Annotated in this window: 29 protein-coding genes and 4 pseudogenes; 23 read left to right on the top strand and 10 right to left on the bottom strand. The window is 64.8% G+C overall.

What is annotated here, in order from left to right; translation table 11 throughout:
* Window positions 1-27: 27 nt before the first annotated feature.
* The 3 genes and pseudogenes from H8F26_RS19495 to H8F26_RS13450 all read left to right on the top strand — a co-directional run.
* Complete coding sequence (locus H8F26_RS19495; protein WP_231605203.1) at window positions 28-537, top strand: transposase; 510 nt, start codon at window positions 28-30, stop codon at window positions 535-537.
* On the top strand, window positions 534-1,592 hold the full coding sequence (locus H8F26_RS13455) for an IS3 family transposase (RefSeq protein WP_231605202.1): 1,059 nt from the start codon (window positions 534-536) through the stop codon (window positions 1,590-1,592). The genes H8F26_RS19495 and H8F26_RS13455 overlap by 4 nt, the downstream gene beginning before the upstream one ends.
* A gap of 202 nt (window positions 1,593-1,794) precedes the next feature.
* Window positions 1,795-2,296 (top strand): annotated as a pseudogene (locus H8F26_RS13450) (sugar phosphate nucleotidyltransferase); the annotation flags it as partial.
* A gap of 150 nt (window positions 2,297-2,446) precedes the next feature.
* Here H8F26_RS13450 and H8F26_RS13445 read toward each other — a convergent pair.
* Window positions 2,447-2,656, bottom strand: coding sequence for a type II toxin-antitoxin system HicB family antitoxin (locus H8F26_RS13445; protein WP_231605201.1), 210 nt, complete (start codon window positions 2,654-2,656; stop codon window positions 2,447-2,449).
* Between the two features lie 82 nt (window positions 2,657-2,738).
* On the opposite strand from H8F26_RS13445, the gene rfbD (H8F26_RS13440) reads away from it, so the two are divergent.
* The 4 genes and pseudogenes from rfbD (H8F26_RS13440) (at window position 2,739) to H8F26_RS13420 (ending at window position 5,989) form a co-directional block, all read left to right on the top strand.
* Window positions 2,739-3,638: a dTDP-4-dehydrorhamnose reductase gene (gene rfbD / locus H8F26_RS13440; RefSeq protein ID WP_197154707.1), complete on the top strand. Its 900-nt coding sequence runs from the start codon at window positions 2,739-2,741 to the stop codon at window positions 3,636-3,638.
* The gene (locus H8F26_RS13435; RefSeq protein ID WP_197154705.1) at window positions 3,635-4,150 is read left to right on the top strand and encodes a hypothetical protein; all 516 of its coding nucleotides are present in this window, start codon (window positions 3,635-3,637) and stop codon (window positions 4,148-4,150) included. Before rfbD (H8F26_RS13440) ends, H8F26_RS13435 begins: the two co-directional genes overlap by 4 nt.
* 40 nt (window positions 4,151-4,190) lie before the next feature.
* A pseudogene (gene rfbB, locus H8F26_RS13430) lies at window positions 4,191-5,307 on the top strand (dTDP-glucose 4,6-dehydratase); the annotation flags it as partial.
* Between the two features lie 379 nt (window positions 5,308-5,686).
* Window positions 5,687-5,989, top strand: a complete 303-nt coding sequence (locus tag H8F26_RS13420) for a hypothetical protein (protein ID WP_231605200.1) — start codon at window positions 5,687-5,689, stop codon at window positions 5,987-5,989.
* Between the two features lie 58 nt (window positions 5,990-6,047).
* Here the strand turns inward: H8F26_RS13420 and H8F26_RS13415 are convergent, their stop codons facing one another.
* Both H8F26_RS13415 and H8F26_RS13410 read right to left on the bottom strand, forming a co-directional pair.
* Window positions 6,048-6,452, bottom strand: coding sequence for a type II toxin-antitoxin system VapC family toxin (locus H8F26_RS13415; RefSeq protein WP_231605199.1), 405 nt, complete (start codon window positions 6,450-6,452; stop codon window positions 6,048-6,050).
* Window positions 6,449-6,712, bottom strand: coding sequence for a type II toxin-antitoxin system Phd/YefM family antitoxin (locus H8F26_RS13410; RefSeq protein WP_197154703.1), 264 nt, complete (start codon window positions 6,710-6,712; stop codon window positions 6,449-6,451). Before H8F26_RS13410 ends, H8F26_RS13415 begins: the two co-directional genes overlap by 4 nt.
* 276 nt (window positions 6,713-6,988) lie before the next feature.
* Here H8F26_RS13410 and H8F26_RS20210 point away from each other — a divergent pair, with 276 nt between their 5' ends.
* From H8F26_RS20210 to H8F26_RS13370, 8 genes and pseudogenes are all read left to right on the top strand, one after another.
* Window positions 6,989-7,393, top strand: a complete 405-nt coding sequence (locus tag H8F26_RS20210; RefSeq protein WP_370594622.1) for a hypothetical protein — start codon at window positions 6,989-6,991, stop codon at window positions 7,391-7,393.
* Window positions 7,394-7,673: 280 nt separating this feature from the next.
* Window positions 7,674-8,564 (top strand): glucose-1-phosphate thymidylyltransferase RfbA, encoded by an 891-nt coding sequence (rfbA, locus tag H8F26_RS13400; RefSeq protein WP_197159206.1) that lies wholly within the window; start codon window positions 7,674-7,676, stop codon window positions 8,562-8,564.
* Complete coding sequence (gene rfbC, locus H8F26_RS13395) at window positions 8,554-9,144, top strand: dTDP-4-dehydrorhamnose 3,5-epimerase (RefSeq protein WP_197154701.1); 591 nt, start codon at window positions 8,554-8,556, stop codon at window positions 9,142-9,144. Before rfbA ends, rfbC begins: the two co-directional genes overlap by 11 nt.
* The gene (rfbD, locus tag H8F26_RS13390; RefSeq protein WP_197154693.1) at window positions 9,141-10,022 is read left to right on the top strand and encodes a dTDP-4-dehydrorhamnose reductase; all 882 of its coding nucleotides are present in this window, start codon (window positions 9,141-9,143) and stop codon (window positions 10,020-10,022) included. The genes rfbC and rfbD (H8F26_RS13390) overlap by 4 nt, the downstream gene beginning before the upstream one ends.
* Entirely contained in the window at window positions 10,019-10,540 is a 522-nt protein-coding gene (locus H8F26_RS13385) for a hypothetical protein (RefSeq protein ID WP_197154692.1), read from the top strand. The genes rfbD (H8F26_RS13390) and H8F26_RS13385 overlap by 4 nt, the downstream gene beginning before the upstream one ends.
* A gap of 10 nt (window positions 10,541-10,550) precedes the next feature.
* A pseudogene (gene rfbB, locus H8F26_RS13380) lies at window positions 10,551-11,689 on the top strand (dTDP-glucose 4,6-dehydratase).
* Window positions 11,686-11,994, top strand: coding sequence for a ribbon-helix-helix protein, CopG family (locus H8F26_RS13375; RefSeq protein WP_197154690.1), 309 nt, complete (start codon window positions 11,686-11,688; stop codon window positions 11,992-11,994). Before rfbB (H8F26_RS13380) ends, H8F26_RS13375 begins: the two are co-directional and overlap by 4 nt.
* Window positions 11,991-12,335, top strand: a complete 345-nt coding sequence (locus tag H8F26_RS13370) for a type II toxin-antitoxin system PemK/MazF family toxin (RefSeq protein ID WP_231605198.1) — start codon at window positions 11,991-11,993, stop codon at window positions 12,333-12,335. The genes H8F26_RS13375 and H8F26_RS13370 overlap by 4 nt, the downstream gene beginning before the upstream one ends.
* Before the next feature lie 180 nt (window positions 12,336-12,515).
* Here the strand turns inward: H8F26_RS13370 and H8F26_RS13365 are convergent.
* A pseudogene (locus H8F26_RS13365) lies at window positions 12,516-13,631 on the bottom strand (IS630 family transposase).
* A 187-nt stretch (window positions 13,632-13,818) separates the two neighbouring features.
* Between H8F26_RS13365 and H8F26_RS13360 the strand changes: the two are divergent.
* The 8 genes from H8F26_RS13360 (at window position 13,819) to H8F26_RS13325 (ending at window position 16,731) form a co-directional block, all read left to right on the top strand.
* A complete protein-coding gene (locus H8F26_RS13360; RefSeq protein WP_304623225.1) occupies window positions 13,819-14,160 on the top strand; it encodes a type II toxin-antitoxin system RelE/ParE family toxin in 342 nt (113 codons plus the stop codon).
* A gap of 8 nt (window positions 14,161-14,168) precedes the next feature.
* Window positions 14,169-14,462, top strand: coding sequence for a HigA family addiction module antitoxin (locus H8F26_RS13355; RefSeq protein ID WP_231605197.1), 294 nt, complete (start codon window positions 14,169-14,171; stop codon window positions 14,460-14,462).
* Between the two features lie 113 nt (window positions 14,463-14,575).
* The gene (locus H8F26_RS13350) at window positions 14,576-14,881 is read left to right on the top strand and encodes a hypothetical protein (protein WP_197154686.1); all 306 of its coding nucleotides are present in this window, start codon (window positions 14,576-14,578) and stop codon (window positions 14,879-14,881) included.
* 120 nt (window positions 14,882-15,001) lie between these two features.
* On the top strand, window positions 15,002-15,457 hold the full coding sequence (locus tag H8F26_RS13345; RefSeq protein ID WP_197154684.1) for a nucleotidyltransferase domain-containing protein: 456 nt from the start codon (window positions 15,002-15,004) through the stop codon (window positions 15,455-15,457).
* Window positions 15,411-15,632, top strand: coding sequence for a hypothetical protein (locus H8F26_RS13340; RefSeq protein ID WP_370594621.1), 222 nt, complete (start codon window positions 15,411-15,413; stop codon window positions 15,630-15,632). Before H8F26_RS13345 ends, H8F26_RS13340 begins: the two co-directional genes overlap by 47 nt.
* An 87-nt stretch (window positions 15,633-15,719) precedes the next feature.
* The gene (locus H8F26_RS13335; protein ID WP_231605196.1) at window positions 15,720-15,998 is read left to right on the top strand and encodes a hypothetical protein; all 279 of its coding nucleotides are present in this window, start codon (window positions 15,720-15,722) and stop codon (window positions 15,996-15,998) included.
* Between the two features lie 167 nt (window positions 15,999-16,165).
* A complete protein-coding gene (locus tag H8F26_RS13330; protein ID WP_197154681.1) occupies window positions 16,166-16,390 on the top strand; it encodes an AbrB/MazE/SpoVT family DNA-binding domain-containing protein in 225 nt (74 codons plus the stop codon).
* Window positions 16,387-16,731, top strand: a complete 345-nt coding sequence (locus H8F26_RS13325; protein WP_197154680.1) for a type II toxin-antitoxin system PemK/MazF family toxin — start codon at window positions 16,387-16,389, stop codon at window positions 16,729-16,731. Before H8F26_RS13330 ends, H8F26_RS13325 begins: the two co-directional genes overlap by 4 nt.
* Window positions 16,732-16,735: 4 nt before the next feature.
* Here H8F26_RS13325 and H8F26_RS13320 read toward each other — a convergent pair whose 3' ends face one another.
* From H8F26_RS13320 to H8F26_RS13295, 6 genes are all read right to left on the bottom strand, one after another.
* Entirely contained in the window at window positions 16,736-16,891 is a 156-nt protein-coding gene (locus tag H8F26_RS13320) for a hypothetical protein (RefSeq protein WP_197154679.1), read from the bottom strand.
* A complete protein-coding gene (locus H8F26_RS13315; protein WP_231605195.1) occupies window positions 16,891-17,058 on the bottom strand; it encodes an AbrB/MazE/SpoVT family DNA-binding domain-containing protein in 168 nt (55 codons plus the stop codon). The genes H8F26_RS13320 and H8F26_RS13315 overlap by 1 nt, the downstream gene beginning before the upstream one ends.
* Before the next feature lie 144 nt (window positions 17,059-17,202).
* Window positions 17,203-17,397 carry a PIN domain-containing protein gene (locus H8F26_RS13310; protein WP_197154678.1) on the bottom strand — a complete coding sequence of 65 codons (195 nt, stop codon included), beginning with the start codon at window positions 17,395-17,397 and terminating at the stop codon, window positions 17,203-17,205.
* Window positions 17,397-17,618, bottom strand: a complete 222-nt coding sequence (locus tag H8F26_RS13305) for an AbrB/MazE/SpoVT family DNA-binding domain-containing protein (RefSeq protein WP_231605194.1) — start codon at window positions 17,616-17,618, stop codon at window positions 17,397-17,399. The genes H8F26_RS13310 and H8F26_RS13305 overlap by 1 nt, the downstream gene beginning before the upstream one ends.
* 11 nt (window positions 17,619-17,629) lie before the next feature.
* Complete coding sequence (locus tag H8F26_RS13300; protein ID WP_197154672.1) at window positions 17,630-18,112, bottom strand: hypothetical protein; 483 nt, start codon at window positions 18,110-18,112, stop codon at window positions 17,630-17,632.
* A gap of 288 nt (window positions 18,113-18,400) precedes the next feature.
* On the bottom strand, window positions 18,401-19,558 hold the full coding sequence (locus H8F26_RS13295; RefSeq protein WP_197154671.1) for a glycosyltransferase family 9 protein: 1,158 nt from the start codon (window positions 19,556-19,558) through the stop codon (window positions 18,401-18,403).
* Between the last annotated feature and the right edge of the window lie 11 nt (window positions 19,559-19,569).

Below are 19,569 nucleotides of genomic sequence, written 5' to 3'. Positions count from 1 at the left end.
GTCCACCTGGGGGCCCAACCGACGACTATGCAACCGCCCTATGACGCCGCTCTGCGGGAAGCCGTCCGCCTGCGGATGAGCCCTCCGAACCGTGAGAGCGTGGCTGAGATCGCCCGCGACACCGGGATCACGGCGCAGACCATCTACAACTGGCGGAGCCAGTGGCAGAAGCAGGGCCAGCTGGTGCCTGCCACGAACCGGCCGCCGGAGCAGTGGAGCGCTGCCGACAAGCTGGCAGCCGTGATCCAGGCCGCAGGACTGAACGGAGCCGAGCTCGGGTCGTTCTGCAGGGAGCGGGGGCTGTATCCCAAGCAGGTTGCCCGTTGGCGCCAGGCCGCCGAGGATGCCAATGGCCCCAGCGCGCCGAGCATGGCTGATCAGCGGGAACTGCAACGCAAGAATCAGGAACTGGTCCGGCGGAATCGCCAGCTGGAGCGTGAATTGCAGAAGAAAGAAAAAGCACTGACAGAAGCGGCGACGTTGTTGATGCTCTCAAAAAAGTTCAACCAGATCTTTCAACCGGACGAGGATCCTTGATTCCGTCTGGCGATCGCGGTGCGATCGTCGCGCTTCTGGAGGAGGGCATCAGTCGTGGCGTTTCGGCCAAGGCCATTGCTGATCTTTTCGGCCTGGCGACACGCACGCTGAGGCGATGGGGCTTGATGATTCGGACCCAGGGATTCAGCTGCGATCAACGCAAGGGAGCGTCCAGGCATGTCATGCATCGTTTCAGCGAGGAGGAGCGCCAACAGGTGTTGTCCACTGTCAACGATCCACGCTTTGCCGATCTCACGCCTGGTCAGATCGTGGCGATCCTTGCCGAGGAGGGAGTCTACGTGGGATCGGAGTCAACGATTTACCGCATCATGCGCCAGGAAGGCCTGTTAAATCATCGCGGCAGGAGCCGCCCACCGCGGGAGCCAAGAGAGCCACCCGTGCTGGAGGCAACGGGCATCCATCAAGTGCTGGCCTGGGATATCACCCTGTTGCCGGGGCCTGCGAAGGGTCAGTTCTACTACCTTTATATGGTGATGGATGTGTGGAGCCGGCGCATCCTTGGCGTTGAGGTGCACGATCGTGAATGCGGCGAACTGGCCAAGCACTTCTTTGATCGTGTCTGCCGTGATGAAGGGATCAGCTCAGGGTCGACCACGATCCTGCACGCCGATAACGGAGCACCCATGCGCTCCTACACCTTGGCCGCGAAGCTGGCCGAGCTCGGCATTGCCCTGTCATTCTCGCGGCCGCGGGTGAGCAATGACAACGCCTACGTTGAGTCATGGTTCCGAACCATGAAATATCACCAGAGCTATCCAGTGCGTCGTTTCCGGGATCTTCTCTCAGTGCGTGCCTGGGTCGATGGTTTTGTTGACTGGTACAACGCTGAGCATCGTCACAGCGGCATCAAGTATGTGACGCCCAATCAACGTCACTACGGAGAAGCTGACGCGATCTGCAGAGTCCGTCAGCAGACCTATGAGCAGGCGCGTGCGCAACATCCACGCCGCTGGGCCAGGCCACCTCGCGATTGGGCTCAGCCAACAGTCGTGCGGGTCAACCATCCCAGACCGCAGGACACTGTCGCTGCTTGAAGATCAGAAACCCAGGCCCCAGGGGGTTGTGGTTGGACCGCCCGCAAGAGGCGGGCCGGCCTCAGCCTCCGACCGGGGGCCGGCCGCTCAAGCCTGCGCTCCTGATCAACGCGCGATGACGATCAACATCCGATCTCGAAGCCCATGATCCTCCATCCGGAGTAGGCTTTCTGAGGTACTCAGATCAGTACCCTGAGCGGACATCTTTGCTGATAGGCGCCGGGTGCTGATCATCACCACGCCCGTGGACCAGCCTGCCTTTCAGCGCCTGCTCGGCGATGGCAGCAGCTGGGGCATGGAGATCCGCTATGCGGTGCAACCCAGCGCGGGCGCGGCAGGTGGTGCCATCGGAGCGGGGCGAGCTGGAGATCACCGATCTCAACCGGCTGTATCTGGAGGAGGGGCAGCTGCGGGTGGAGCTGATGGGCCGGGGGATGGCTTGGCTGGACACCGGCACCTGCGACTCGCTGCACGAGGCCAGCAGCACCATCCGCACGCTGGAGCACCGCCAGGGCCTCAAGGTGGGCTGCCCGGAGGAGGTGGCCTGGCGGCAGGGCTGGATCGGCGCCGAGCAGCTGGAACGCCTGGCCCTGCCCCTCAAAAAAAGCGGCTATGGCGACTACTTGTTGCGGCTGCTGCAGGAGGAGGACGCCGCAGCACCAAGCCTGGACCAGGCCGTCGGAGCCGAAGAGATGTTCGCGTGAAAGGATTGCATCAAGGCCGTGGAACACCCAGATCCGAACAGATCTTGCGAACCAGCAGCTCTTTGATTTCTGTGTGCCTGGGATGGTTGCCGCCTTCTCGCAAGAGGATGCAACCGTGCTGGCTGAGATGGCGAAGCAGATCCCTGCGCTTCACAGAGCCAGGGCCAGCTCTTCGTAGGTGCCACCTGCTGCGGCACGGGCTTCGGCGCGGTTCATCTCCAAGGCCTCCCGAAGCACCTCTTTCAGGGAGGCCAACAGGGCTTCGCGGGTGCGTTCCTGGGCATTCACGCCAGGGACCTCTTCCACCCAGCCGAGCCACCAGTCGCCGTCTTGCTTCACAACGGCGGTGTAACGACTCACAGCCCCGTCCTCACTGGATTGGAACATTGCCTTTGCACCCTACCGAGTTCACAGCGGCTCGCTCGCGATGGGGAGGGCAACCATGAAAATCCTGCTCACCGGCGCCGCCGGCCAGCTCGGCCAGGCCCTGCGCCAACAGCTGCCTGAGGGCATCGAGCTGATCGCCACCAGCCGCAGCGGGGGCGATGGGCTGCTTCCCCTCGATCTGGCCGATGCCGGCGCCTGCCGGGCGGCGGTGCTCACCCACCGGCCCGACTGGGTGCTCAATGGCGGCGCCTACACCGCCGTCGATCGGGCCGAGAGCGAACCGGAGCTGGCCCTGGCGGTGAACGGCGGTGCGCCGCGGGCCTTTGCCGAGGCGCTGCTGGAGACCGGCGGCCGCCTGCTGCAGGTGAGCACCGATTTTGTGTTCAACGGCCAGCAGGGCAGCCCCTACCGCCCCGAGCAGAGCCGCGATCCCCTCGGCGCCTATGGCGCCACCAAGGCCGCTGGGGAAGACGCGGTGGAGCAGCTGCTGGCCGCCAGCGGCCAGGGCGTGATCCTGCGCACCAGCTGGGTGATCGGCCCGGTGGGCAAGAACTTCGCCCTCACCATGCTGCGGCTGCACCGCGAGCGCGGCGCCAGCGGCCAGGCCATCGGCGTGGTGGAAGACCAGATGGGCTGCCCCACCAGCACCGCCACCCTGGCTGCGGCCTGCTGGCGGGCGATCACCGCCAACGTGCAGGAGACGGTGCTGCACTGGTGTGATGCCGGTGCCGCCAGCTGGTTCGATGTGGCCGTGGCGGTGGGGGAGCTGGCCCAGGAGCTGGGACTGCTGCTGCAGCCTGCGCCCGTGAACCCGCTCACCACGGCGGAGTACCCGCTGCCGGCGCAGCGGCCCAGCTACTCCCTGCTGGATTGCTCCAGCAGCCGCCGCGCTCTGCAGCTGGAACCCACCCCCTGGCGCAAGGCCCTGCGGCAACTGCTGGAGGCGGTGCCATGAACTCAACCGCGAAAGAGTTCGGTCACCTCAGGGCTACTGAGCAGCGTCAAGAGTCGCTGGAGCTCACGGCGGTTGTTTGCGGAGGGGTCGAGCTGGAAGGCAATCCTGCTTTGATCAAGTCCATTTCGGAGAGCATCCAGTCGAGCAACGCGTTGTCTTTCTTCAGCTGCTCGATTTCGTTCTCGAGCTGCTTCGTTCTCTGCTCTGAGCGCTCGATCTGCATCTCGACGACGGGATCGCGCCGCCAGTTGAGCATCCGCAAAAACGAGCGGAAGGGAGACAACGATGAGCCAGATGCTCCATTGCTGCTGGATCGGGAACTGGCGGTGGGGGAAGGAGACGTGGTCATAGGACGAAAACAGAGCAATCAGGCCAACAACGCTGCCAACGACGGCTTCCAGCAGGGCTTTGCCATCGAACCCCAGCCGCCACCAGGGCGGCGGCGCATCCAGATCCCTAAAAACCTCTTCCACCCTAAGCAACCCCACCGGCCCGATCAGCAACCAATTTAGTACACCCGTACTCCACCGACGCCTTCCGGTGCCTCCTTTGATGCCCAACGCCAGCCAACCCGATGTGTCCGCCCTGCTCGAAGGCCGCCGCCGCATCCTGGTAACCGGCGGCGCTGGCTTCATCGGCGGGGCGGTGGTACGCCGGCTGCTGGCAGGCAGCGAGGCGCTGGTGTTCAACCTGGATAAGTGCGGCTACGCCAGCGACCTCACCAGCATTGAGGCCCTGCCCCAGGCTGCTCAGCGCCACAACCTGCTGCGCGTCGATCTCACCGACGCCGAGGCCACGGCGGACGCGGTGCGCCAGGCCGATCCGGACCTGGTGCTCCACCTGGCGGCCGAGAGCCATGTGGACCGCTCGATCGAGGGTCCGGGGGCGTTCATCGAGAGCAACGTGAGCGGCACGTTCCACCTGCTGCAGGCGGTGCGGGCCCACTGGGAGCAACTCACCACCGAACGGCAAGCCGGTTTCCGCTTCCACCACATCTCCACCGACGAGGTGTTCGGCTCCCTGGGCGCGACGGGCCGGTTCTCAGAGACCACCCCCTACGACCCGCGCAGCCCCTATTCGGCCAGCAAGGCCGCCAGCGATCACCTGGTGAATGCCTGGCACCACACCTACGGCCTGCCGGTGGTGCTCACCAACTGCTCCAACAACTACGGCCCCTGGCAGTTCCCCGAGAAGCTGATCCCGGTGGTGATCCTCAAGGCGGCGGCCGGCTAGCTGATCCCGCTTTATGGCGATGGTCTCAATGTGCGCGACTGGCTCTATGTGGAGGACCATGTGGATGCGTTGCTGCTGGCCGCCTGCCGCGGCACCCCCGGCAGGGCCTGCTGCGTGGGCGGATCTGGTTCAGATGGAACAGCCAGTGAGCGCATCAACAAGCAGGTGGTGGAGGCGATCTGCAGCGCTCTCGATGTGCTCGAGCAGGCTGGCGCCCCCATAGGCGCCTGATCACCCCGGTCAGCGACCGCCCTGGCCACGACCGGTGCTATGCGATCGATCCCAGCTGGATCAGCACGGAGCTGGGCTGGCAGCCGCGCCACAGCTTCCAGGAGGGGTGGCCGCCACCGTGCGCTTGGATCTCGACAACCTCGACTGTTGCTCGGCAGTTCGCGATCAGGGCGGCTATGACGGCGGCCGGCTGGGGGTGCTGGCTGGAGCCTGCAAGACCCGATCTGCTGGCACAGCGAGGCAAAAGGAATCACCTGAAGACATCAGGCACACAATCTGGCTGGGCTTGCTTCATGAAGCCTTTCGCTTGGAGTCCGGAGTGAAGAAGGCACAGCTCATCTCGGATCGAGAGCTTTGCTTCGAGGCGGTTGTGGTTGCCATCGAAGCCGGTGAGCTCTTGGATGTGCTGGAACATCACAAGCAGGATCGGTACCCAGGCCAGCGAATCCTTGTTGTCCGAATCGACGGCTATGTACATCTCGTTCCCTATGTGGAAGCGGACGATCACTTGTTCTTGAAAACCATCATTCCCAGCCGCAAAGCCCAGCGTGACGACGAAACCAACACCAACACGAACCGATCCGATGGTGAAAGCGATGCCTAAAGCTCAAGCGGCAGCTCCACTGGATGCAGACGAACAGCGGCTACTCGACGATTTCGAGCAGGATGAACTAAGGAGTATTGCAATCCCTTCATTGTTGGAGGAGCTGCGTGAAGCCGCCAAGGGAACGGGCCAGAAGGATCAGCGCATCAATATCCGCCTCTCCAGCTATGACCTCCAGGCCATCCGTACGCGGGCACTCCAAGCAGGCATCCCCTATCAGACCTTGATCAGCAATGTCCTGCACCAGTACGTGAACCGCAGCCGCCTGTACCCACTGGAGTGATGCAGGGGCGGCCCAGTTCGTGCGACGTGGCGGTACGCGCCAGGGAGAGCTGAGGGCGCTACCAGAGCAAGCGGCAGGGAAACGCCTGCAACGCAGGATCAAGGCTCACCAGGGTGAGGTCGCTCAGTTCAGCCTGGGCGGCCAGAAGCCGATCGAATGGGTCTCGATGCGCCAAGTTGTAACCGCCGGCATGCAAGCCATGCAGGAGCGTGATCGGCAGCAGCTGAAACCCTTGGCCGGCCAGCAATTCGGGAAGATCCCCAAGCAGTTCGTTGGCTGCAGGCAGTTTGCCCAGGCGCACCTTGGTGGCGATCTCCCAGCCAGACGCCGCACTCACATGCACCCGGTTGCCAGGGTCTTCAATGGCCCCATGGGCTGCTGGGGACAGGCGGTCGGGGTCAGCCAGCCACCACAACAAGGCATGGGTGTCGAGCAACAGCTCGGGTGGATGGATACGGCTCACAGCAAAGGCTGGTCGATCACAGCGAGCTCCTCCTCAGGCAGCGACTCAAGCAGCACCTCGAGAGGCGGCAGATTCACACGGCCCTTCAGGACACCTGGAGCGCGGCGTCCACGGGGTGGTTCAAGCGGCACCAGCCGTGCCCAGGGTTTGCCGCCCTTGGCCACCACGATCGTTTCGCCCGCATGGGCTGCATCGATCAGGCGTGAAAACTGGGTCTTGGCCTCATGCACATTCACGATGCGTTGCGGCACAGCGGTCATGGATAGCGCCATTGACACGTGATGCGATCAGGTTAGTCCGGTTCTGGACCAAGCAGGAGGTCGCCGCTGATGCTTGCCCTGATCACCCCCGCCGACCGCATGGCCGGCAGGGCCATCTGCCACGCCCTGCAACGCGCGGGCTACCCGCAGCTACTCACCGCGCCAGGAGCTCGATCTGCGCGATGGCCCGGAAGTGGAGCGCTGGTTCGCCGAACACAAGCCAACAGCACCGACCCGGCGGACTGTCTGCTCGAAAACCTGTAGGTCCAAACCTATGTGATCGAAACGGCCTGGCGCTCGGGGGTGCGGCTGCTGCTGTTTCTGGGCAGCAGCTGCATCTATCCCAAGTTCGCCGAGCAGCCCTCACGAATGAGTGGTATGCGATCGCCAAGATCACCGGCATGCAAGTCACCGCTGCGGGAATTTCTGCATGTGGACGATCTGGGTGAGGCCTGTGTGTTTGCGCAGGAGCACTGGCAACCCGGCCCCGAGGAGCTGCAGTTCCTCAACGTGGGAACCGGCGTGGATCTCTCGATCCGGGAGCTGGCTGAGGCGGTGGCACAGGCCACGGGGTTCACGGGTGCTATCCACTGGGACACCAGCAAACCCGATGGCACGCCGAAGAAGCAATTGAACGTGAGTCGACGCCGCCCTGGGTTGGAGGCCGCGGATACGGCTTGAGGAGGGTCTTTCCAGCACAAACAACGACTACCAGCACCAGCTCAAGCGTTCAAGTCGGCCATGCACGGATGGCGACCATGAGCCGATGTTTGTGGTGGGCTGGGCGTCAGAGCCCTGATCGCGTTACCAGGCCAGGGCTACACCCCAGGATGGCAAATATGCCATTTCTGCAAAAACCACACCCTGATCCTGGGGCGCCTCCGTTGTACTTGCCAAAGGGCATCATGCCCGCTTAGCAATAGGGAAGCCATGTGTTGACCTGGTGATCGTTGGCGCAGCCATCAGCAACGAGCGCAAGGGCATCATCCTGGCCGGCGGCAGCGGCACACGCCTGCATCCGATCACGCAGGCAGTGAGCAAACAGTTGCTGCCGGTGTACGACAAGCCGATGATTTACTACCCGCTGAGCACGTTGATGCTGGCGGGCATTCGGGAGGTGCTGATCGTCACCACGCCCGTGGACCAGCCGGCGTTTGAGCGTTTGCTGGGCGATGGGAGCAGCTGGGGCATGCAGATCCGTTATGCGATGCAACCAAGCCCCGATGGCCTGGCCCAGGCCTTCCTGATCGGCGCCGACTTTCTGGCGGGATCCCCGGCGGCACTGGTGCTGGGCGACAACCTGTTTCACGGCCATGATCTGGTGCCCCAGCTGGCCGTGAGTAATGGCAGCGCCAGCGGTGCCACGGTGTACGCCTACCCCGTGCGCGATCCGGAGCGCTACGGGGTGGTGGAATTCGCCGCTGACGGCCGGGTGCTGAGCATCGAGGAGAAGCCTGCAAAACCCAGAAGCCGCTATGCGGTGACAGGGCTGTACTTCTACGACGACACCGTGGTGGAGAGGGCGCGGCAGGTGCGCCCTTCTGCCCGGGGCGAGCTGGAGATCACTGATCTCAATCGGCTGTATCTGGAGGAGGGGCAGCTGCGGGTGGAGCTGATGGGCCGGGGCATGGCCTGGCTCGATACTGGCACCTGCGATTCGCTGCACGAGGCCTCGGCCTACATCCGCACGCTGGAGCACCGCCAGAGCTTGAAGGTAGGCTGCCCGGAGGAGGTGGCCTGGCGGCAGGGCTGGATCGGCGCCGAGCAGCTTGAACGCCTGGCCCTGCCCCTGCAGAAGAGCGGCTATGGCAGCTATCTGCTGCGGCTTCTGGAGGATCGCCATGCAGGTTGAGCAGCTCACCACAACAGTCGGCCAGGCGATGGAAGGCCCCCTGCTGGTCACACCAAAGGTGTTTGGCGACGATCGGGGCTTCTTCTTTGAGAGCTGGAACCAGCGCCGCTTTGATGAGGCGGTGGGCGCCCCCACTGTCTTTATGCAGGACAACCACTCCCGCTCCAGCCGCGGCGTGCTGCGCGGATTGCACTATCAGCTGGAGCCGGAACCCCAGGGCAAGTTGGTGCGCTGCACGGCTGGCGCGATCTTTGATGTGGCGGTGGACTTGCGCCGCAGCTCCGCCACCTTTGGCCAGTGGGTGGCCACCACCCTCAGCGCCGAAAACCACCAGCAGCTGTGGGTGCCGGTGGGCTTCGCCCATGGCTTCCTCACCCTCAGCGAGACAGCTGAGGTGCTCTACAAAGCCAGCGGCTTCTGGAGCAAAACCTGCGAGCGCTCGCTCCGCTGGGATGATCCGCAGCTGGCGATCAGCTGGCTCCCCGATCGCATGAACGGCGACGCACCGCTCATGGCCGAGAAAGACTCCGCCGCACCAGGGTTGGCCCAGGCCCTCGCCGCAGGAGATGTGTTCGCATGAAAATCCTGCTCACCGGCTCCGATGGCCAACTCGGCCACGCCGTGCGCCATCAGGTACCGGCCGGGGTGGAGCTGATCGCCACCAGCCGCAGGGAACTGGATCTCGCTGATGCCGACGCCTGCCGTGCTGCGGTGCTCAACCACCGCCCCGACTGGGTGCTGAACGCCGGTGCCTACACCGCGGTAGACAAAGCCGAAAGCGAACCGGAACTGACCCTGGCGGTGAATGGCGGCGCGCCGCGGGCCTTTGCGGAGGCGCTACTGGAGACCGGCGGCCGCCTGCTGCAGCTGAGCACTGATTTTGTGTTCAACGGTCAGCAGGGCACCCCCTATCGGCCTGAGCAGAGCCGCGATCCGCTGGGGGTTTACGGCGCTACGAAAGCGAAGGGAGAAGAAGCAGTGGAGCAGCTGCTGGCCGTCCGCGGCCAGGGCGTGATCCTGCGTACCAGCTGGGTGATGGGGCCGGTGGGCAAGAACTTCGCCCTCACGATGCTGCGGCTGCACCGCGAGCGTGAGCAGATCGACGTGGTGGCCGACCAGGTGGGCTGCCCCACAAGCACCGCCTCCCTGGCTGCGGCCTGCTGGCGGGTGATTGCAGCGATGGATACCCCTGCCGGGCCACCGGCAGTGCTGCACTGGAGTGATGCAGGGGCGGCGAGTTGGTACGACGTGGCCATGGCGGTGGGGGAGCTCGGGCTGGAGCTTGGCTTGCTGGAGCGAATGGCGGCGGTGAACCCGATCACCACAGCCGACTACCCCACCCCAGCGGAGCGGCCCAGTTACTCGCTCTTGGATTGCACAGTCAGCCGCAAGGCTCTGGATCTATCGCCCACCCACTGGCGCCAGACACTGCGGCAGCTGCTGGAGGTGGTGCAATGACCTCAACTGCGAAACAGCTCAGCCATCTCCGGGCTGTTGAGCAGGCTCAGCAGTCGCTGGAGTGTGCGGCGGTTGCCTGTGGAGGGGTCGAGCTGGAAGGCAAGTCGGCCTCGATCGAGTCGAGCTCGGAGTGCATCCAATCGAGCAACGCGATTTCTTTCTCGAGCTGCTTCATTCTCTGCTCTGAGCGCTCGATCTGCATCTCGACGACGGGATCGCGCCGCCAGTTGAGCATCCGCAACAACGAGCGGAAGGGAGACAACGATGAGCCAGACGCCCCATTGCTGCTGGATCGGGAACTGGCGGTGGGGGAAGGAGATGTGGTCATAGGAGGAGAAGAGAGCAATCAGGCCAACAACACTGCCAACGACGGCCTCCAGCAGGGCCTTTCCATCAAACCCCAACCGCCACCAGGGCGGCGCCGCATCCAGATCCCGAAAACCTCCTTCCACCCTAAGCAGCCCAGCCCAACCAAGACACCCATCGCTTTAGTACACGCGTACTCCATCCGAGATTGACCGCTTCCCCATGCCTAACGCCAGCCCACCCGACGTCTCCGCCCTGCTCGCCGGCCGCCGCCGCATCCTGGTGACCGGCGGCGCCGGTTTTATTGGCGGGGCGGTGTTGCGCCGGCTCCTGGCCGAGAGCGAGGCGCTGGTGTTCAACCTCGACAAGTGCGGCTACGCCAGCGACCTCACCAGCATTGAGAAGGTGCTCGCTGAGCTCGGCCCCCGGGCCTCGATGCCGCCGGCCAGGCCCGCCACACCCTGCTGCGCGTCGACCTCAGCGATGCCGAGGCCACCGCCGCAGCGGTTCAACAGGCCGACCCCGATCTAGTGCTCCACCTGGCGGCCGAGAGCCATGTGGACCGCTCGATCGAGGGTCCGGGGGTGTTCATCGAGAGCAATGTGAGCGGCACCTTCCACCTGCTGCAGGCGGTGCGTGCCCACTGGGAGCAACTCCCCGCCGAGCGGCAGGCCGGTTTCCGCTTCCACCACATCTCCACCGACGAGGTGTTCGGCTCCCTGGGCGAAACGGGCCGGTTCTCAGAAACCACCCCCTACGACCCGCGCAGCCCCTATTCGGCCAGCAAGGCCGCCAGCGACCACTTGGTGAACGCCTGGCACCACACCTACGGCCTGCCGGTGGTGCTCACCAACTGCTCCAACAACTACGGCCCTTGGCAGTTCCCCGAGAAGCTGATCCCGGTGGTGATCCTCAAGGCGGCCTCCGGCGAGGCGATCCCGCTTTATGGCGATGGCCTCAATGTGCGCGACTGGCTGTATGTGGAGGACCACGTGGATGCGTTGCTGCTGGCCGCCTGCCAGGGCGAGCTGGGCCGCAGCTACTGCGTGGGGGGCCATGGGGAGCGCACCAACAAGCAGGTGGTGGAGGCGATCTGCAGCGCCCTCGATGCGCTGCTGCCGGCTGGCGCGCCCCACAGCCAGCTGATCACCCCGGTCACCGACCGCCCTGGTCACGACCGGCGCTATGCGATCGACCCCACCCGGATCAGCAGCGAACTCGGCTGGCAGCCGCGCCACAGCTTCCAGGAGGGGCTGGCGGCCACGGTGGCCTGGTACCTGGAGCACCAGGGTTGGTGCGAGCAGGTGAGGCAGCAGGGCGGCTATGGCGGCGGCCGGCTGGGGGTGCTCGCTGGAGCTTGAAAACCCCGCTGGCCTATCAACGCCAGCAAAAGGCTCGCAGACCTCCTAAAATGTTCAACAGAACGTTAAACACTACCGTGGCGATCGGCGTGCGGGTTGATCCTGAATTGGAGCGCCGGCTGGACCAGCTGGCGCTCAGTCTTGGCAAGAGTCGCAGTACCTGTGTGCGGGAAGCGATAGCCCTCTATGTGGAGCGCTTCAGTGGGGGCGAAGAGGCTCGACGTCAGTCGCGGTTGATCCGCCAGCAAGCCGGCTCCACTCACTGGAGTGAGCAGATCCCCGACTGGACTGACTGGACGGCATGAGTGCCAAAGGCTTGCTGCGATCGCAAGTGGTGACGGTGGCCAGTCCGGGGGCCTATTCCGGTAAGCCAAGGCCTGCGGTGTTGGTTCAGGCCAATCGCTGGTTGCAGGATCATCCGAGTGTGATGCTGTGTCCATTGACGGGCACCCTGATTGATGCCCCACTCGTGCGGCTCACCGTGCAGCCAACGCCGGCTAACGGCTTGCGCAGACCCTCTCAGCTGATGATCGACAAGTTGTTCACGGTGCCCATGGCTGCGATCGGTGAGGTGATCGGTGTGCTCGAGCCTGAAGCGATGGCCAACTTGGATCTGGCCCTGCGCGGTTGGTTGGAGCTGGGGTGACCATCCTCAGCCGCGGGAGAAATCGGAAATGGGGCGTGACACCGCTCGCAGCGAGTAGGGGCTAGCCCCTGAAAGGCGACTTGGGGCCGCTTTCGCCATCGACTGCCTGTGCTTATGGATGCCTCACGACCTGCAACCAGGCTCAGACCTTTGGCGTTCTGAGCTTCTCCAATAGCACCGCTAGTGTGCCGTCCCGGAGATTTGCGAGCAAAGTCGCTGGAGCTTCTCCAGGATCGAGTCGGCGGTTGCCGTCCAGTTGAACGGGGCCTTGGTCTTGTTGTAGGCCGCCACGAACTGCTCGATCTTGGCGATCAGCTCCTACCGCTTCGCGGAAGCCTGCGGCTAGACGCTGGAGAAGCTGCCGCGCCGGATCGCCCGCTGGGTGATGATCCCGAACCAGCGCTCCACCTGGTTCAGCCAGGAGGCGTAGGTGGGTGTGTAGTGAACGTGGAAGCGGGGCCGTTGTGCCAGCCAGGCCCTCACCTTGGCGTGCTTATGCGTGCAGTAGTTGTCCACGATCAGGTGGACATCAAGGTCCTCGGGGACGGACGTCTCGATCTGCCGCAGGAAGCCCAGGAACTCCTGATGCCGGTGCCGGGGCGTGCACTGGCTGATCACCTCACCGGTGGCCACGTCCAAGGCGGCGAACAGGGTGGTGGTGCCGTGGCGGATGTAGTCATGGGTGACGCCCTCGACGTAACCGAGGCCCATGGGCAGCAGCGGCTGCGTCCTGTCCAGAGCCTGGATCTGCGTCTTCTCGTCGACGCAGAGCACCATCGCCTTGTCAGGTGGATTCAGATAGAGGCCGACGATGTCTCTGACCTTCTCGACAAAGAAAGGATCCGTCGACAACTTGAACGTCTTCTGGCGGTGCGGCTGGACGGAGAAGGTCTGCAGCCAGCGGTGAACGGTGGTTTTGGAGATACCTGTGGCAGCCGCGAGTGAGCGCGCGGACCACTGGGTACTGCCGTCGGTGGGTTTGGTCTGCAGGGCCCGGTTGATCACCTCAGCCACCTTGTCGTCTTCATAGGTGCGGGGCCGGCCGGGCCGCAGCTCGTCATGGAGCCCTTCCAGTCCAAGGTCCCGGTACCGCTTGCGCCATTTGCCAACGGTCATCCCCGTCAGTCCCATTCGTTTGGCGATCGCCGTATTGGTTTCGCCTGCTCCGCAGGCCAGGACGATCTGGGCTCGCTGCACGATCGAATGCGGCAGCGACCGGGAATTCGCAAGGGCCCGCAACTGCTGAGCTTCGTCCTCGCTGAGGACCAGCGGAGGCATCGGACGACCAAGCGCCACAGGGCACCTCGGGTGACACCCCTGATTTTAGCTGTTATTTCCAGGACGACGCACTAGCCCCCTTGGCCTCCTCGCCCGGATCGATTTGGCACCAAAACGGTTCCAGAATGCCTGCAGCAGCTTCAGGCTGAAGGGTGTGCCCAAATCGTTCACGCTGAAAAATCTGCCCGATGGCCTCCACGCGCGCTTGGCGGCAGCCGCTAAGCGCCATCGGCACAGCCTCAGCAGTGAGGCCATTGTGTGTCTGGAGGCTGGCTTGGGCGATCGGCCCTCCGTAGAAGAGCGGCTGGCCCAAGGGTGGGCGGTGCCTCAGTTCCAGGCTTTTGAGCGGGTGGCACGCCGCAAACTCCGGCAACTGGAGATCGCCGGCCGTCTCGATGACCTGCGCATCCCTCCGGGGAATCGCCTGGAGGCGCTGCGGGGTGATCGCACCGGCCAGCACAGCATCAGCATGAACGACCAGTTCCGACTCTGTTTTGTTTGGACGGAGGCGGGTTCTGAAGCCGTTGAAATCGACGATTACCACTGATGAATTCCATGGAACGCCTCACACCCATCACCCCGGGGGAACTGCTCGATCAGGAGTTCCTCCAGCCACTGGGCATCAGCCAGTACCGGCTGGCCAAGGCCATCGACGTGCCTGCATCGCGGATCAGCGAGATCATTGCGGGTCAACGCGCCGTGACTGCAGACACGGATCTGCGTCTCTGCAGGTTCCTGGGATTGAGCCCTGGCTACTGGCTGCGTGCCCAGGCTGCCCACGACACCGAAGTGGCACGGGCCGAGCTGGCCGAGGAGATTGATCGCATTCAGCCCCTGGTGGAGTGCTGATCATCTGATGCCCCGCGACCCCCGGCCTGGCTGGCGCTGCTGCAGCACCGGACCCGCTGCCTGGGGGAAGGCGGCGAAGTCATCACCCGCCTCGGTGATCGGGCTGGCCGGATGTGCAGCGCAGCCTGCGGCACGACCACGAGGGGGCGTTTCGATTGCTCTATTACGGCCTGGCGCTGCGGGGGCTGGAGGCCTTGCCAGCCCGGGAGCGGCTGGTGCCACCCGAGAGCGAGCAACCACCCCGGATCTCGGTGCTGATCCCGGTGCACAACCACTGGGCGATCACGCTCAATACTGTGAGCGGTTGCGGCCTGGCGATCCGCACCGAGCTCTGGCAGCAGCTGGGGGGCTTTGTTCCCCGTTACCGCCCCGCCTACTCCGAAGACACGGATCTGTGCCTGCACCTGGAGAGGGCCTGAGCCACTCACGCCGCACCGATCAGGGCTTGAAGCAGCACCAAGCGCCGCCCCGATCTGCTTGCGGCCGTTCTGCTCGATGTTTTTGATTGACACCATGGAGTGGTTGCCGGGTGCTCACACATGCCTGGAATCGCCAGCTTTCAGCAGCTGCGCCAACAACGGCATGCCCAGTGGCTTGCGGATCTCAAGCAGCGCATCAACGCCGTGCTGGATGTCGATCCAGGGGATGCTGCGTGGACCGGCCAGACGGCGTCGCCCGACCCAACGGAGCGGCCTGATCAGATCTATCTCTTTGGATCCAGAGCCCGTGGCGACTGGGATGGACTGTCGGACACGGACCTGCTGGTCGTTGCTCGCAGCACCCGCGAAGCCGAGTGCTGGGCGGATCGACTCTTGGATCAAGGCGTGGCTCGGGACGTGATCGGCCTCGATCGGGACGCCTGGCGGCAGCTGCCCCAGCACAGCTCGGTGATCTGGCGGCATGTGGCCCGCGATGCCCAGCCGCTGCTGGACACACAACCATCTGGAGTTGCCGGATCCGCTGTTCGCTCGCCTCAAGGCCCGGGCGGCCCGTGAACGCGTCACCCTCAAGCAGCTGCTGCGCAGTTATGTGGAGCAGGGGTTAAGCGCAACGCCAGCACCGGGGCCTGTGCAACGAAGCGCCGCCACCCTGCCCCGCCTGGAAGGCCCCTTCGCCATCGCGCCCGAGCAACTCAGCAATGCTGAGCTGTTTGCCCTGCTGGAGCCATGACCACAGGCAGGCCCTCCAGTACTGGGAGCGCCAGGCTGCTGAACGGGTGCTGTTCTGCACGGTGACCGCCTTGGTCTGATCCGGTTGGTGTGCCAGCCGAAGCTGATGGGCACGGCTGTGAAGAGCAGTGCGGAAGCCTCTGGCGTGCTGGAGGCGTTCTGCCGGCAGCCTGGCGTGAGCCTGGCTCCACCAGACCACGATGCCTGGCCGGGATTCCATCAGCTGTTGCGCTCCGCTGATCTGCCGCAGCGGCTGTGCACAGATGCCTATCTGGCGGTGTTGGCGATGGCCAATGGCTGGCGCCTGGTGAGCGTCGATCGGAATTGCGAACGGTTTCATGGCCTGCAACGGCTCCTGCTTCCCTGACCACTCCTGCCGTCGATGGCCGTTGACCTGCGGCTCTCCCCTGATCCTGCTGGGCCTGGCCCTGCGCCTCTCCGGGTTGCCGTTGAAGCTGTTCGACCGGACGTAAGGTGCCCTTACGACAAGGAGGCATCAGGCCTAAAGTGGGTCCAGTGCCAGGTTCGGTGCCGATGGACGTCGCCACACTCACTGCCAAGGGGCAGGTCACAGTGCCGAAGGCTGTGCGTGAGGCCCTGGGATTGCGGCGGGGCGATCAGCTCAGTTGGGAGCTGGAGGATGGCTCGGTGCGGGTGCGGGCGGTGACGCCATTGGATCTGGCCTATCTCCACGGGCTGGAGCGGGGCCTGAGCGAATGGAGCAGCCCGGCGGACGAGGAAGCGTTCCGCGATCTGTGAACACCTTCGAGACCTACACGGTGGTCCGGGTGCCGTTTCCGTTCACCGAGCGGCAGGCCCAGAAGCAACGGCCAGCGGTGGTGCTCTCACGGCCCAGCTTTCAGCGAGGCTGTGGCCATCTGCTGCTGGCGATGATCACATCGGCGCGGCAATCCTCGTGGCCCCTCGATTGGCCCCTTGACGATCTCCAGGCTGCAGGCCTGCCTCAACCCTGCCTGGTTCGCTTCAAGTTGTTCACCCTTGATGAGCGACTGGTGTTGGGTGAGCTGGGCGTGCTGGGCGCCGCCGATCGCGCCGGCGTGTCGGCCCATTTGGGCCATCTACTGCCCACCGGGACCTGATCCCTCACGCCAGCCACTCCTGAGCGAGACCCTCGACGGCCAGGCATTCCGGGTTTTTGGACAGCAGGGTGGCGCCGCAGTGGAGAGCAGCCGCGGCGATCACGGCATCCGTATCGCGGAGCGTGAGCAGGGCCGATGTATCGAGGCAGAAGCGGGGCATCAGGCGTCCAGCGAGGCCTCGATGGGCGAGGCGGCCACAGGGATCACCCGGATGGAGCCATCGGCCTCCACCAGCCACTCGAGCCGCTGGGAGGGACCAAGAGCAAAACGCTCGCGGATGGCAGCGGGGATCACGGTCTGCCCTCGGGAGGTGATCGTGCTTCTCATCAGCAGACAGTCATCAGCAGACAGTCATCAGCAGACAGTGAATTACCCCATAGCCTATCTGGTAATTCGTGAGAACGGCGCTGTGTTGCGGCCTTGGCGGTGGCCCCATCCTGAGAACAACAGATCAGCTCAGCGCTGCTCTGATCAGGGGATCACATCGATCCATTCCACGTCGGCGATGCCGCGGAAATCGCTGTCCATGGTGTATATCCTGGCCTGGCGATCCCTGGCCGTGGCCAGGATGATGCTGTCTGCCATTGGCAGCTGCAGGGCATGGCTGAGCTGGGCTGCCGCCAGAGCAAGCCGGCTGTCGAGATCCACCACCACCCGCGTGGGCATCACAGGCGATCTGCCTCGCGCTGAAAGGTGTTGGTGCCCTGCAGAAAACCGCGCAGAGCCGATGGAGGCTGGCTGGGTACCAGCTCGATGCGCCCCGGCAAGGCGATCACCTGAAGGGTCTGCCCAGCCCTGAGGCCGAACTGTTCGCGGACCCGCTTGGGAATCACGACCTGGAACTTGGGGGATACGGTTGTGACATCCATCGCAAGGCTGTTATACACCTGCAGATCGATCATAGTTCGTTTTGCGGCAGCCACCTCACCAAAGCAGGCGGTAGAGAAATGCCTGCAGGGCGGGATCCAGGCTCACCAGAGTTGAGACCCCTGAGTTCTGCCTGGGCCGCGAGAAGGCGATCGAACGGGTCGCGATGCGGCACACGTAAAATCCAAATCCAAGGTGCGGCTCGCCTGACGACACCGCGGATTTCCACCCCATGCTTCGGAACCACGGCCTCGGTTCCATCCGCATCACGCGGGTCGAGGGTTTTACCCATGTCGCTCGTCGGCCGAAGTTCATCGGGCGCAACGCCAGAAAAGACGTCCATGGCGACGTGGCCTCGGAGCCGGTGGTGCGGATCCACACGGACCAGGGGATCGATGGCATCGGCTTCGGGCGGATCACCCCGGCCGAGGCCAACGGCCTCCTGGGCATGACCCTGGGCGAGATCTGGGATCCGGAGCCCCGGATGGTGAGCCCCCTCGGCCGGGCCGACCATGCCCTGTACGACCTCCTGGGGAAGGCGCTGGGGATGCCGGCCTGGCGGCTGCTGGGGGGCCAAGGGCCCGAGTGGGTGCCGGTTTACGACTCCACCCTCTACTTCAGCGACCTGCTCCCCGAGTATTGCGATCGGGGCGTCGATCGGCTGGTGGATGAGCTCGAGGACGGCCTCGCGGCCGGCTTCCGTGCGTTCAAGGTGAAGGTCGGCAGGGGGGGGCGGTGGATGGATCCCGAGGCGGGGCTGGCGCGGGATGTGGCGGTGGTCCGGGCACTCGCCAAGGCCGCCTCAGGATTTCTCTCCTCGGGAGGGGCCGTTGGCCTCTGCAGCCCCTGGCGTGCCGTTGCGGGAGCTGCTCCAGGCTTCCTCCAGCAGGGGCCACACTGCGGTGGGGGTCAGATCGGCCATGCAGAGGTGCTCCGACCGCAGGCAGCTGGCGTTGCGGTAGTGCTCGTCGTGGCAGAGGGTGCAGCGGCTGACGCTGCTGGGGATCCACACGGTTGGACTGCGGGGGGCCCAGAGGCCTTGGGGGCTGGCGCCGATGCCCTCTGGATCGGTGCCGAAGAGGGCCACCGTGGGGCAGCCGGCGGCCGCGGCCAGGTGGAGCGGGCCGGCATCCACGGCGATGCAGAGACGGCTGCGGGCCAGGGCTCCCACCAGCCGCGGCAAGGACAGGTGCCCCCGCAGGTCCCGCAACGGCAGGGCCGCCAGCAGCGCCTGCTCCAGGAGATCCCCAGGCCGGCTGATCTGCCGGGGCGGTGGGCCGCCGATCAGGCCGATCTGCTGAGGGCTCAGGCCAAGCTCCTGTTCCATCAGCGCCAGCAGGGACAGCCAGTGGGAGAGGGGCCAGAGCTTGGCGGGGCGTTCGCCGTTGACAGCGATCAGCACCGCGGGCAGGTCAGGGGGTGGCGCCTCCATGGGCAGCTCAACCCTCTCGAAGTCGGTGTCCACCCAGGCCACGCGGCAGTGCAGTTCCCGGATGCTGTTTCCCGTGATCCACCCGGCATAGCGTCGCTCCAGGTCAGGGCGGGCCCAGTGGGGATCAGCGGCGAGGTGCTGCAGGGGATGGTGGCCGGCGGGGATCGCTGCCGCGCCCACCACGTAGCGGGGCGCCAGGGCCTCCACCCAGCCAGGGGTGTGGGGGGCATGGCCATCGGCATTGATCACAAGATCAATGGGCCCATCGGCCAGGCACTGCCGTAGGGCATCCTGGGCCGCGGCGCCCCGTTCTGCCAGGGGAAGGCAGGCATGCAGCCAGGGGTTGCGCTGTTCGAGCTCCGCGGTGCGGCGGCTGCCTACGTAGGTGAGTTCCAGGCCGTCGTATTTCTCGTGCAGTCCGCGCAGCAGCGGCTGCAGCACCACATAGTTCCCGAGCTTGGCGGCCCCCAGCACCACGATGCGTGGCCGGGGGGAGAGAGGCTGATTCTCGAAGCGCTGAAGACTCACGTCTGGGCCTG

It is taken from the genome of Synechococcus sp. CBW1006, assembly GCF_015840525.1.
Lineage (GTDB): Bacteria > Cyanobacteriota > Cyanobacteriia > PCC-6307 > Cyanobiaceae > CBW1002.
Note: the sequence above shows the minus strand (reverse complement) of the source record. Positions and strands in the feature narration are given on the sequence as shown.